Origin of the sequence: Micromonospora rosaria (assembly GCF_001567585.1) — a bacterium.
Taxonomy (GTDB): domain Bacteria; phylum Actinomycetota; class Actinomycetes; order Mycobacteriales; family Micromonosporaceae; genus Micromonospora; species Micromonospora rosaria.
On the sequence record NZ_LRQV01000176.1, the window covers coordinates 1 to 11,670 of the forward strand.

At 74.8% G+C, this 11,670-nt stretch carries 11 protein-coding genes; 4 read left to right on the top strand and 7 right to left on the bottom strand.

The window, feature by feature from the left end:
* Nucleotides 1-363: 363 nt before the first annotated feature.
* Entirely contained in the window at nt 364-1,233 is an 870-nt protein-coding gene (locus AWW66_RS28920; protein ID WP_067372944.1) for a PAC2 family protein, read from the top strand.
* A gap of 126 nt (nt 1,234-1,359) precedes the next feature.
* Complete coding sequence (locus AWW66_RS28925) at nt 1,360-2,151, top strand: GntR family transcriptional regulator (protein WP_067372979.1); 792 nt, start codon at nt 1,360-1,362, stop codon at nt 2,149-2,151.
* Between the two features lie 164 nt (nt 2,152-2,315).
* Here AWW66_RS28925 and AWW66_RS28930 read toward each other — a convergent pair whose 3' ends face one another.
* Nucleotides 2,316-3,254, bottom strand: coding sequence for a helix-turn-helix transcriptional regulator (locus AWW66_RS28930; protein ID WP_067372946.1), 939 nt, complete (start codon nt 3,252-3,254; stop codon nt 2,316-2,318).
* Nucleotides 3,255-3,319: 65 nt separating this feature from the next.
* Here AWW66_RS28930 and AWW66_RS28935 point away from each other — a divergent pair, with 65 nt between their 5' ends.
* Nucleotides 3,320-4,465, top strand: a complete 1,146-nt coding sequence (locus AWW66_RS28935; protein ID WP_157528088.1) for an epoxide hydrolase family protein — start codon at nt 3,320-3,322, stop codon at nt 4,463-4,465.
* 124 nt (nt 4,466-4,589) lie between these two features.
* Here AWW66_RS28935 and mshC read toward each other — a convergent pair whose 3' ends face one another.
* From mshC to AWW66_RS28965, 6 genes are all read right to left on the bottom strand, one after another.
* Nucleotides 4,590-5,828, bottom strand: coding sequence for a cysteine--1-D-myo-inosityl 2-amino-2-deoxy-alpha-D-glucopyranoside ligase (gene mshC, locus AWW66_RS28940; protein WP_067372957.1), 1,239 nt, complete (start codon nt 5,826-5,828; stop codon nt 4,590-4,592).
* A gap of 131 nt (nt 5,829-5,959) precedes the next feature.
* A complete protein-coding gene (locus tag AWW66_RS28945) occupies nt 5,960-6,778 on the bottom strand; it encodes an SCO1664 family protein (protein ID WP_067372960.1) in 819 nt (272 codons plus the stop codon).
* Nucleotides 6,775-7,353 (bottom strand): DUF3090 domain-containing protein, encoded by a 579-nt coding sequence (locus tag AWW66_RS28950; RefSeq protein WP_067372963.1) that lies wholly within the window; start codon nt 7,351-7,353, stop codon nt 6,775-6,777. The genes AWW66_RS28945 and AWW66_RS28950 overlap by 4 nt, the downstream gene beginning before the upstream one ends.
* 130 nt (nt 7,354-7,483) lie before the next feature.
* Nucleotides 7,484-8,188, bottom strand: a complete 705-nt coding sequence (locus tag AWW66_RS28955; RefSeq protein WP_067372967.1) for an MSMEG_4193 family putative phosphomutase — start codon at nt 8,186-8,188, stop codon at nt 7,484-7,486.
* Nucleotides 8,189-8,276: 88 nt separating this feature from the next.
* Nucleotides 8,277-9,113, bottom strand: a complete 837-nt coding sequence (locus AWW66_RS28960; RefSeq protein ID WP_067372970.1) for an undecaprenyl-diphosphate phosphatase — start codon at nt 9,111-9,113, stop codon at nt 8,277-8,279.
* A complete protein-coding gene (locus AWW66_RS28965; RefSeq protein ID WP_067372973.1) occupies nt 9,110-10,162 on the bottom strand; it encodes an LLM class F420-dependent oxidoreductase in 1,053 nt (350 codons plus the stop codon). Before AWW66_RS28965 ends, AWW66_RS28960 begins: the two co-directional genes overlap by 4 nt.
* A gap of 221 nt (nt 10,163-10,383) precedes the next feature.
* On the opposite strand from AWW66_RS28965, the gene AWW66_RS28970 reads away from it, so the two are divergent.
* Nucleotides 10,384-11,355, top strand: a complete 972-nt coding sequence (locus AWW66_RS28970; protein WP_067372976.1) for an aldo/keto reductase — start codon at nt 10,384-10,386, stop codon at nt 11,353-11,355.
* Nucleotides 11,356-11,670: the final 315 nt, after the last annotated feature.

Sequence of the window (11,670 nt, forward strand, 5' to 3'; positions counted from 1 at the left end):
GGGCGGGGTGGGACACCACGGAAGAGGGGCCGGACGGCGGGGCCGAGAGCGCGGGCAGGGGTGTCGGGCTGGGGCCGGGGACACCCGGGCCGGGGGCAGGTGGACGGCCTGCGCCGGGCGCCCCGGCCGCCCCGTGACCGGCGGTCGTCGGGCGGCGTTGCCCGCCCCGGATGACACCGACGCCTGTTTCGTACCCCTATGTCCCGGGCCCTCCCGGGCGGGCCGGCGCGGCCGACGGGCCGCATCCCACGCCGACACGTAGGCTACGGACGTGAAGGACAACAGGGACACCACCGCGCCCGGCGGGCGGACGGCCGGGCGGCGGCCCGGGTCCGCCCCCGACGATCAGGGTGAGGTGACGGCATGACCGAGTTCGACGGACTGCCGGTGCTCCGGTCCCCGGTGGCCATCGCCGCCTTCGAGGGGTGGAACGACGCCGCCGACGCCTCGACCGCCGCCGTGGAGCACCTGGAACAGGTGTGGCAGGCCCGGCAGGTCACCGAACTGGACCCGGAGGACTTCTACGACTTCCAGGTGAGCCGGCCGACCATCTCGATGGCGGCGGGCGAGACGCGGCAGGTGCAGTGGCCGACCACCCGGTTCATGGTGGCCAGCCCCAAGGGCACCGAACGGGACGTGGTCCTGATCCGGGGCATCGAGCCGAGCATGCGCTGGCGCACCTTCTGCGAGCAGGTCCTGGAGATCTGCCACAGCCTGGAGGTGGAACGGGTGGTCCTGCTCGGCGCGCTGCTGGCCGACGTGCCGTACACCCGGCCGCTGCCGATCAGCGGCAGCGCCTCCGACGCCGAGGCCGCCCAGCGCTACCAACTCACCCCCACCCGGTACGACGGCCCGACCGGGATCGTCGGGGTGCTGCACGACGCCTGCGCCCGGGCCGAGGTGGACGCGGTGTCGTTCTGGGTGCACGTGCCGCACTACGCCAACAACCCGCCCTGCCCCAAGGCCACCCTGGCGCTGCTGCACCGGGTCGAGGAGGTGCTCGACCTGCCGGTGCCCATGGCCGACCTGGCCGAGGAGGCCGCCGAGTGGGAGCAGCGGGTGCGCAGCGCCGCCGAGCAGGACGCCGAACTCGGCGAGTACGTCCGGGAGTTGGAGGAGCGGGTCGGCGACGCCGGGATCACCCCGCTGACCGGGGACGAGATCGCCCAGGAGTTCGAGAAGTACCTGCGCCGCCGGGGCGGCTCGGCCGGCCCGACCGCCGGTTCCTGGTAGGCGCGCTTTCCACCCCGCGCAGGGACGGGCTCCGGTGTTCCCGGGGCCCGTCTTCGCGTGTCTGGGGTGGCGCGGTCACCCCCTCTCCGGCATCCTAGGAACCTAGCTGTGATCGTGGAGGTGGGGATGCAGATCAATCCGGGGGCGGCCGAGTTCCCGCACCGGCAGATCGCCGCGCAGCTCAAGGCCCAGGTCCGCCGGGGCGACTGGGCGCCGGGCGAACGACTGCCGTCCATCCCGGCCATCGCCGAGATGTTCGGGGTGGCCAAGCAGACGGTGCAGCGCGCCGTCGACCAGTTGCGGGTCGAGGGCATCCTGATCACCAAACCCGGCTCCGGTACGTACGTGCGGGGCACCCGGCGGCGGCTCAACCGGCTCTCCCGGGGCCGGTACGGCGGCTTCCGGGGCTACCACACCGACCTCGCCGCCCGGTACCGTCAGCACCTCGTCTCGGTCGGCCGCTCCCCCGCCCCGCCGGAGGTGGCCGACGCGTTCGGTGTCCCCGACGGCACCGACCTGCTCTGCCGCCGGCACCTGGTCCGCACCGAGGACTCCCCGGTCGAGGTGGGCGCCTCCTGGTTCCTGCCGGCCGACACCGCCGGCACCTCGCTGGAGCGCGCCGAGGCGTTCGGCCGCCCGCTGTACCAGGAGGCGGAGGAGGCCACCGGCCGGCGGTACGTCACCGCCACCGACACCATCACCGCCCGCCAGCCCAGCCGGGAGGAGGCCGAGACCCTCCAGATCCGCCCGGACACCCCGGTGCTGCACCTGCTGCACGTCGCCTACGACGAGCGACGCAGGCCCGTCGAGGTCGCCCAGGCCACCTGGCCCGGCCCGATGACCACACTGACCGAGGAGTACAAGATCCCGGCCCCCACCCCCGACCCGGACCCCAACCCCGGCCTCGTCCTGGGCTGACCCTTCCCCCGCGCCCCCGTGCCCCCGCCCTCCGTTCGCGGCGATCGTGCAGTTCCCGCCCCGCCGTAACGGGACAGACAACCCGAACCACCGGCCCGAAGTGCAAGATCGCGCGGGGCGGGCGGGGTGAGCGCGCGGGGCGGGGGTGGGGTGGGGGTGGGTGGTCAGGCGGCGGCCAGGCGGGGGGCCAGGCGGTGGAGGTGGTGGGCGAGTTCCGGGGGCGACTCGACGGTGACGTCGGCGTCGAGCAGGCAGATCACCAGGACCACGAGGTCGAAGGACTCCGTGCACAACTCCAGACGGCAGGTCCGGTCGTCGATCGGGGTGACCGTGCCGTCCACCCGGCCGACGATCCGCGCCGCCGGGGCGTGCACCCGCAGCACCGGCCGGTACGCCCAGACGTCCCGGTCCAGGCTCCGGTTCAGGTACGCGGTGACGTCGCCGTCCGGCGGCTCCCGGTGGCCGAACCGGGGCCCGTTGGGGACGCGTACCCGAATCCGGTCGGCCCGGAAGGTCCGCCAGTCGTCCCGCTCGACGTCCCACCCCACCAGGTACCAGCGCCGCCCGCGCAGCACCAGCCGGTGCGGCTGCACGGCGCGGCGGGAATCCCGCCCGTGGTGGTCGACGTAGTCGAAACGGAGCGTCTCCGCGGCCCGGATCGCGGCCGACACGGCGGTCAGGGTGCCCGGATCGACGGCCGGGCCGGGGCGGGGCGGCACGGCGACCACGGCGTGGGCGAGGGTGTCCAGCCGGTGCCGCAGCCGGGACGGCAGCACCTGGCCCAGCTTGCCGAGGGCGCGCAGCGCCGCCTCGCCGATCCCGGCCACCGCACCGCCGGCCGCGCCGTGCAGCCCGACCGCGACGGCGACCGCCTCCTCGTCGTCGAGCAGCAGCGGCGGCAGCGTGGCGCCGGCGCCCAGCCGGTACCCGCCGGTCACGCCCACCGAGGCGGAGACCGGGTACCCGAGGGCGCGCAGCCGCTCCACGTCGCGGCGCACGGTCCGGACGGTCACGCCGAGCCGGTCGGCCAGGTCCGGGCCGGACCAGTCGCGCCGCGACTGGAGCAGGGAGAGCAGCCGCAGCAGGCGGCCGGCGGTGTCCATGGCGACCAAGGATGCCAGCCGAACGAGGACCGGTCCTGTCCGCCTTCGGGGTGAGGCTGGGCGGCATGATCGAACTGGCACCCTTCCGGGTGGAGCTGCCCGACGCCGACCTCGACGACCTGCGGGACCGGCTGGCCCGGACCCGCTGGCCGCAGCAGATACCCGGGGCCGGCTGGTCCTACGGCGTCGAGCGGGACCACCTCACCGACCTCGTCCGGTACTGGCGCGAGGAGTACGACTGGCGCCGGCAGGAGACCCGGATCAACGCGTACCCGCAGGTCACCTGCGTCGTCGACGGACAGCGGATCCACCTGCTGCACGTGCGCTCCCCCGAGCCGGACGCCACCGCGCTGATCGTCACGCACGGCTGGCCGAGCACCGTGCACGAGTACCTCGACGTGATCGGGCCGCTGACCGATCCCCGGGCGCACGGTGGCGACCCGGCCGACGCGTTCCACCTGGTGCTGCCCTCGGTGCCCGGGTTCGCGTACTCCGGGCCGACCGGGGAGGCCGGCTGGGGCAGCAACCGGGTGGCCCGCGCCTGGCTGGCCCTGATGGACGCCCTCGGGTACGACCGCTTCGGCGCGCAGGGCGGCGACTTCGGCAGCATCGTCGCCCCGGAACTCGGCCGGATCGCCCCCGACCGGGTGCTGGGGGTGCACGTCGACGCGCTGTCCAACGCCGCCGTCCCCACCGACCCGAGCGACCTGGACCGGCTCTCACCCGCCGAGCGCACGCGGGCGCAGGAGCAGGAGTACGCGTGGATGGAGCGCTCCGGGTACGCCACCCAGATGTCGACCCGGCCGCAGACCGTCGCGTACGCGTTGAACGACTCCCCGGTCGGGCAGCTCGCCTGGAACCTGGAGTGGTACGTCGACTGGGACCCGACCGTGTCGACGCAGACCCCGGTGTCCCGCGACGCGATCCTCACCAGCGTCACCGCGCTCTGGCTGACCGGCACGGCCGGGTCGGCGGCCCGGATCTACCGGGAGGCCGGCGCGGAGGGCTGGGGTGAACGGCCGGCCCCGTCCCCGGTACCGACCGGGGTGCTGAACCTGCACGGCGTCCAGGCGATCCGGGGCCTGGCCGAGCTCTCCCACCGGGTCACCCACTGGTCGGAGCACGCCACCGGCGGCCACTTCGCCGCCCTCCAGGCCCCCGACCTGCTGGTCGAGGACATCCGCGCCTTCTTCCGCCCGCTGCGCCCCTGACCCGCGCCCCCGCTGCCCCGCCCCGCCCGCCGGCGCGACGGTGATCGGGGGAACCGCGTCAGGCTCCGGTCCGACCGGAATCCCGTAATCACCGCCAGCAGGGGGCGGGGAGGGGAGCAGGGGGTCAGAGGTGGATGCCGAGGAGGGCGTCGGTGGTGGCGGCGAAGAGGGCCGGGGCGGCCGGGTCGTCGGCGTCGCCGGCGAGGACCCGGTCGGCGAACTCGTCGGCGAGCCGCAGCGCGCCGGGCGAGTCGAGGTCGTCGGCGAGGCGCTCGCGTACCCCGGTGAGCATCGCCATGCCGGACGGGCCGGCGGGCGCGGCGGCGGCCCGCCGCCAGCGGGCCAGCCGCTCCTGCGCGGTGGCGAGCAGGTCGTCGGTCCAGGACCGGTCGGCCCGGTAGTGCCCGGCGAGCAGGGCCAGCCGGACCGCCATCGGGTCGACCCGGTCGGCACGCAGCCGGGAGACGAAGACCAGGTTCCCCTTGGACTTGGACATCTTCTCGCCGTCCAGGCCGATCATGCCGGCGTGCACGTAGTGACCGGCGAAGGGGGTCACCCCGGTCAGCCGTTCGGCGTGCGCGGCGGAGCACTCGTGGTGCGGGAAGATCAGGTCGTTACCGCCGCCCTGCACGTCGATCCGGTCGCCGAGCAGGTTCAGCGCGATGACCGTGCACTCGATGTGCCAGCCGGGCCGGCCCGCGCCCAGCTCGCCGCCGGGCCAGGAGGGCTCGTCGGGGCGGGCGCCGCGCCACAGCAGCGGGTCGAGCGGGTCCCGCTTGCCGGCCCGGAGCGGGTCGCCGCCCCGCTCCGGGAAGATCTCCAGCATCTCGGCCCGGGACAGGTTGGACTCGTACCCGAACCGGGGCGCGGCGGCGAGGTCGAAGTAGACGTCGCCGGTGCCGTCCTCCAGCCGGTACGCCGCACCGTCCTTGAGCAGCGTCAGCACCCGGTCGGCGATGTCCGGGATCGACTCGACCGCGCCGACGTAGTGCGCCGGCGGGATCATCCGCAGCGCCTCCATGTCCTCCCGGAACAGCGCGGTCTCCCGCATCGCGAGGACCTTCCAGTCCTCACCGTCGCGCTCCGCCCGCTCCAGCAGCGGGTCGTCGATGTCGGTGACGTTCTGCACGTAGCGCACGGAGTGCCCGGCGTCGCGCCAGACCCGCTGCACGAGATCGAAGGCGATCATCGTGGCGGCGTGCCCGAGGTGGGTGGCGTCGTACGGGGTGATGCCGCAGACGTACATCGTCGCGGCGCCCTCGGGTGTGCTCGGGTGGACGCCCTGCCGCGCCGAGTCGAACAACGCCAGCGGCCCGCCCCGGCCCGGCAGTCGTGGCACCTCGTGTCCCGCCCAAGACTCCATGACCGTCAGCCTAACGAGCCGTACGACACCGGGGACCCACCGTGGGGGTGATCAACGTGACAACGACTCACGTCGCGGGGCGTCGACCGCCGTCACACGGGCCGCGGCGACGGCGCAGCGCGGCGCGGACGTCAGATCGGCGGCCAGGGCATCGCCGGCCAGTCCTGCGGGGGCAACGGGAACCGGCCGCTGTCGCGCAGCCGCTCGATCCGCCCGCCGAGCGCGCCGATCTCGCCGATGGTGAGGTGCGCGGCCAACTCCTCGCCGAGGTCACCGGCGAGGAGGCCGGCGAGCTGGTCGAGGGCCTCGACGGCGTCGGAGGGCAGTTCCCGGCCGGCCCAACCCCACAGCACGGTGCGCAGTTTCGGCTCGACGTGGAAGCTGACGCCGTGGTCCACGCCGTAGAGCCGGTCGTCGGGGCCGGCCAGCACGTGCCCGCCCTTGCGGTCGGCGTTGTTGATCACCGCGTCGAGGACCGCCAGCCGGGCCAGCCGGGGGTCGTCGGCGTGCGCCAGGGCGTACGGCGTGCCGTCCTCGTCGCGGGCGGCGGCGACGGGGAACCAGCGCGGCGGCACCGCGTCCGCCGGCACGAACCCGACCAGCGGGTCGGCGTCGGCGGGCTCGTCGATCCAGAGCTGGCAGGAGCCGGGGCCGAGCGGACCGTCCCGCAGCACCGTCGGGGGGACCAGGTCCCAGCCGACGCCCGCGGAGACCAGGTACGCGGCGACCTCCCGGTCGGCCAGGGTGCCGTCGGGGAAGTCCCACAGCGGCCGTTCCCCGCGCACCGGCTTGTAGACGCAGCGGGCGCGGACCCCGTCCAGGGTGAGCACGGCGCGCAGCGTGGTGTTGGAGGCGTCGACCAGCCGCCCCTCCAGGTCGAGGTCGCCGTCGCGGAGCAGGCGCAGCACGGCGGCACCGTCCTGGAGGAGGTGCAGCTCCGACGAGGTCACCGGTGGTAGCCGTTGTGCCGCGGGCAGAGGTGACCGGCGGGGTCGAGCGGTTGGCCGCAGAGCGGGCAGGGCGGTCGGCCGGCGTTGACCACCCGCCGGGCCCGTTCGATGAACTCGCGGGTCGCCTCGGGGGTCAGCCGGACCCGGAGCCGGTCGAGGTCCTCGTCCGGCTCCTCGTCCTCGTCGTCGGTGTCGGTCTCGTCGTCACCCAGCTCGACCTCGGCCTCCGCCTCACCGGCGGCGATCGCCTCGATCACCACGGTCGCGGTGTCCACGTCGAAGGCCAGCCCGAGGGTGCCGACCCGGAACTCCTCGTCGACCGGGGTGTCCAGCGGGTCGTTGTCGCCGGTGGAGACGGCCGCCTCGGGCAGCTGCACCCCGAAGCGGCGCTGCGCCTCGGTGAGCAGCTCCTCCAGCTTCTCCGCGAGCAGGGAGACCTGGACCTTCTCCAGCGCGACGCTGACCAGCCGGCCACCGCCGCGCGCCTGGAGGAAGAACGTGCGCTCCCCGGGCGGCCCGACGGTCCCGGCGACGAACCGCTCCGGCGGCTCGAAGGCGTGCACCTGGTGGGTCATACCCACGACCCTATCCGGCGCGTCGGGAGCCCGCGTACCCCACCAAGGCAGAATCGCCCCACCTGGGCAGCGGCGAGCCGACGGGCCCGGCGCCGCCCGGGGTGACCCGTCGCCGGGCGCGGTCGCCGGGTCACCGGGCGGCCCCCGCTCCCCCGCCGACGGCGGCGTCGGAGTCCGCCGGGCGGGCCGGCCGGCGGCGCCGCTTACGCGGCGGCGGGACCAGGCCGGTCAGCTCCCCGCCGGTGTCGTTGAGGCGGACCACGAACGGCCGCAGCGGGGTGTAGCGGATCGCGGTGACCGAGGCCGGGTCGGCGACGATCCGCTGGAACAGGTCCAGGTGCAGGCCGAGCGCGTCCGCGACGATGGCCTTGATCACATCGCCGTGGCTGCACGCCAGCCAGAGCGCCTCGGGGCCGTGCTCGGCGGTGACCCGGGCGTCCCAGGACCGCACCGCCGCGACGGCCCGCGCGGCCATCGCCGCCATCGCCTCCCCCTGCGGGAAGACCGCGGCGCTGGGGTGCTGCTGGACCACCGGCCAGAGCGGCTCCTTGGCCAGCGCCTTCAGCGGCTGCCCCTCCCAGGTGCCGTACCCGCACTCGATCAGGCCGTCCTCGACCACCGGGGTGACCTCGGGCAGCGCCAGCTCCAGGGTCTGCCGGCAGCGCACCAGCGGGCTGCTGACCACGGCGGCCAGCGGGATGCCGCGCAGCCGCTGGCCCACCGCGGCGGCCTGGGCCCGACCGGTCTCGTCCAGTTCGACCGGCTGCCGGCCGGCCAGCCCGCCGTCGGCGTTGGCCGTCGTCCGGCCGTGTCGCAAGAGCAGAAGGGTCGCCACAGGACCACCCTAGTTCGGCCCCGCCCAGCGGGGTCGGTGGGCCGGCGGCGGCCCCGCCACCGGTGCCGGTGGCGGGGCCGGGGACGGCTCAGGTGGCGGAGATGGTGCCGGTCATCAGCAGGGCCAGGACCAGGGTGCCGACGGCCACCCGGTAGAGCACGAAGACGTACAGGGTGTGGTGCGCCACGTAGCGCAGCAGCCAGGCGATGGCCGCGTACCCGACGGCGAAGGCGACCACGGTGGCCACCACCATCTGGGCCACGGAGGGGGCGGAGGTGCCGGGGGCGGCCGGGGCGAAGACGTCCGGGATGCTGAACACCCCGGACATCACCACCGCCGGGATGGCCAGCAGGAAGGAGTACCGGGCGGCGGTCTCCCGGGTGAGGTTGAGGAAGAGCCCGGCGGTGAGGGTGCTCCCGGACCGGGACACCCCGGGGATCAGCGCCATCGCCTGGGCCAGGCCCATCACCACGCCGTCGCGCATCCGGAAGTTGTGCAGGGTCCGGGTCTGCCGCCCCCAGTACTCGGCGAAGGCCAGCACGAAGGCGAAGACGATCAGGGTGGTGGCGACCACCCACAGGTTCCGGGCCGTCTCCCGGATCTGGTCCTTGAACAGGAAGCCGAGCAGCCCGATCGGGATCGAGCCGACGATGACGTACCAGCCCATCCGGTAGTCCAGGCTGCTGCGCACCGAGGAGTCCCAGATCCCCACCACCCAGGTCCGGCCGATCCGCCAGATGTCCTTGGCGAAGTAGAGCAGCACCGCCGCCTCGGTGCCGAGCTGGGTGACCGCGGTGAACGACGCCCCGGCGTCCTGGTCGAAGAAGATCGCGGAGGTGATGCGCAGGTGCCCCGAGGAGCTGACCGGCAGGAACTCGGTGAGGCCCTGCACGATGCCCAGGACGATGGCCTCGATCCAGCTCACTCGCCGACTCCGGACATCTCGAGGGCCTCGGCGGCGGCGCGCAGGGTCCGCACGCCGCTGTCCCGGTCGGCCGCGAACAGGGTCACCGACAGGGTGGTCACCCCGGCCTCGGCGTACTCGCGCATCCGCTCGGCGATCCGCTCGGTCGGCCCGAGCAGCGAGGTGCGGTCGATGAACTCCAGCGGCACCGCGGCGGCGGCGTCCCGCTGACGCTTCTCCAGGTAGAGGTCCTGCACCTCGCGGGCGGCGTCGCCGTAGCCCATCCGGGTGGCGAGCTGGTTGTAGAAGTTCTGCTGCCGGCTGCCCATGCCGCCGACGTAGAGCGCGGCGTACCAGCGGACCAGTTCGGCGCAGGCGGCCACGTCGTCGCCGACCACCACGGGCACCGAGGGCACCACGTCGAAACCGGCCAGGTCCTTGCCGGCCGCCGCCCGGCCGGCCCGCACCGAGGCGAGCTGCTCCGCGGCGAACTCGGGGGCGTAGAAGACCGCCAGCCAGCCGTCGGCGATCTCCCCGGCCAGTTCCAGGTTCTTCGGCCCGACGGCGGCAAGGTAGACCGGAATGTGCTCGCGTGGGGGGTGGAAGCCCAGGCGCAGGGCCTTGCCGGGCCCGTCGGGCAGCGGCAGGGTGTAGTGCGCGCCGTCGTACGCGACGGGTTTGCGGGCCACCGCCAGCCGGACGATGTCGACGTACTCCCGGGTGCGGGCCAGGGGCTTGGCGAAGCGGACACCGTGCCAGCCCTCGGAGACCTGCGGCCCGGAGACGCCCAGGCCGAGCCGGAACCGGCCGCCGGAGAGCGCGTCGATGGTGGCCGCGGTCATCGCGGTCATCGCCGGGGTCCGGGCCGGGATCTGCATCACCGCGCTGCCCAGGTCGATCCGTTCGGTCTGGCCGGCCATCCAGGCGAGCATGCTCGGCGAGTCGGAGCCGTACGCCTCCGCCGCCCACACCACCGAGTAGCCGAGCCGGTCCGCCTCCTGAGCCAGCGCCAGGTGATCGGCGGGTGTGCTCCACGCCGTCTGGTATCCGAGGCTGAGCCCGAGTCGCACTGGTCCTCCCCCATTCGCACCACCGAGTCGCATCAGGTTACGCAATCCCGACAGTGGCGCCGATCACCGCCTCACCCTCCCCGAACCCAACGCGCTGACCTGCGCAAACGCGGCCGACATCGGGTCAGCCGGCCGACGGAGAGCCTGATCATCTGGCGGCACGGCAGAGATGACGGGAGCGAGGATATCGGTGACGCCCCTGGTGCAAATAAGGTTCACCCATGCAACAGCGACCGCTCGGCCGAAGCGGGCTGGCGGTTTCCCGGCTCGCGCTCGGCACCATGACCTGGGGCCGGGACACCGACGCCGACGACGCTGCCGCCCAACTGAAGAGTTACCTGGACGCCGGGGGCAACCTGGTCGACACCGCCGACGTGTACGCCGACGGCGACGCCGAGTCGGTGATCGGCTCGCTGCTGGGCGGCCTGGTCCCCCGCGTCGAGCTGCTGATCGCCACCAAGGCGGGGCTGCGCCCCGGCAGCGGGCGGCGGCGGGACGGCTCCCGGGGGCACCTGCTGCGCACCCTCGACGCCTCACTGCGTCGGCTGGGCACCGACTACGTCGACCTGTGGCAGGTGCACGGGTACGACCCGGACACCCCGCTGGAGGAGACCCTGGCGGCGCTGGACCACGCGGTGGCCAGCGGCCGGGTCCGGTACGTCGGGGTGTCGAACTTCTCCGGCTGGCAGACCGCCCGCGCCGCCGCCTGGCAGACCGCCTGGCCGGGGCGGGCCCCGGTGGTCGCCGCGCAGGTGGAGTACTCCCTGCTGGAGCGGGGCGTGGAGCGGGAGGTGCTGCCGGCCTGCGCCGCGCTGGGCCTGGGGGTGCTGCCCTGGTCCCCGCTGGGTCGGGGGGTGCTGACCGGCAAGTACCGGCACGGGCGGCCGGCGGACTCCCGGGCCGCCTCGGCGCACTTCGAGCGCTTCGTCGCCACCTACCTGGAGCCGCGCTGCTCCAGCATCGTGGAGGCGGTGGCCACCGCGGCCGGCGGGCTCGGGGTGTCGCCGCTGGAGGTGGCGCTGGCCTGGATCCGGGACCGGCCGGGGGTGACCGCGCCGATCCTCGGGGCGCGGACGGTGGGGCAGTTGCTCGGCGCGCTCCAGGTGGAGCGGATGACCCTGCCGGCGGAGATCACCACCGCCCTGGACGACGTGTCGGCGGTCCCGGTGGGCTACCCGGAACGCGACGGCTGAGCCACCCGCGGCGGGCCGGACGGGGTGGGCACGCCCCCGTGGTGCGCCGGTCCGCACCGGCCCGACGGGTACGATCCACCGGCCGCCACCTGCGGCCGAGGCCACGCCGGGACGGGTCGCGACGGAGAAGGACAGGACCGATGACCGATCCAGCATCCGCGTTCGACAGGCGGACCGGCCGCCCCGGGGTGGGCCCCGCCGGCCGGTGGGGTCGGCCCGCCCGGTGGGGGCGCCGGCACTCCGGGTGGCCGACGTGACGGCGCCGGACTGGGCGGAGGCCGCCGCGCGGCTGCACGAGGCGCTGCGCCGGTGTGC

What these genes read in the sequence shown, in the direction of transcription:
- mshC (WP_067372957.1), bottom strand. Translation starts at nt 5,828, where the DNA reads ATGGAGTCTTGGGCGGGACACGAGGTGCCACGACTGCCGGGCCGGGGC.
- AWW66_RS28950 (WP_067372963.1), bottom strand. Translation starts at nt 7,353, where the DNA reads ATGACCCACCAGGTGCACGCCTTCGAGCCGCCGGAGCGGTTCGTCGCC.
- AWW66_RS28925 (WP_067372979.1), top strand. Translation starts at nt 1,360, where the DNA reads ATGCAGATCAATCCGGGGGCGGCCGAGTTCCCGCACCGGCAGATCGCC.
- AWW66_RS28935 (WP_157528088.1), top strand. Translation starts at nt 3,320, where the DNA reads ATGATCGAACTGGCACCCTTCCGGGTGGAGCTGCCCGACGCCGACCTC.
- AWW66_RS28920 (WP_067372944.1), top strand. Translation starts at nt 364, where the DNA reads ATGACCGAGTTCGACGGACTGCCGGTGCTCCGGTCCCCGGTGGCCATC.
- AWW66_RS28930 (WP_067372946.1), bottom strand. Translation starts at nt 3,254, where the DNA reads ATGGACACCGCCGGCCGCCTGCTGCGGCTGCTCTCCCTGCTCCAGTCG.
- AWW66_RS28970 (WP_067372976.1), top strand. Translation starts at nt 10,384, where the DNA reads ATGCAACAGCGACCGCTCGGCCGAAGCGGGCTGGCGGTTTCCCGGCTC.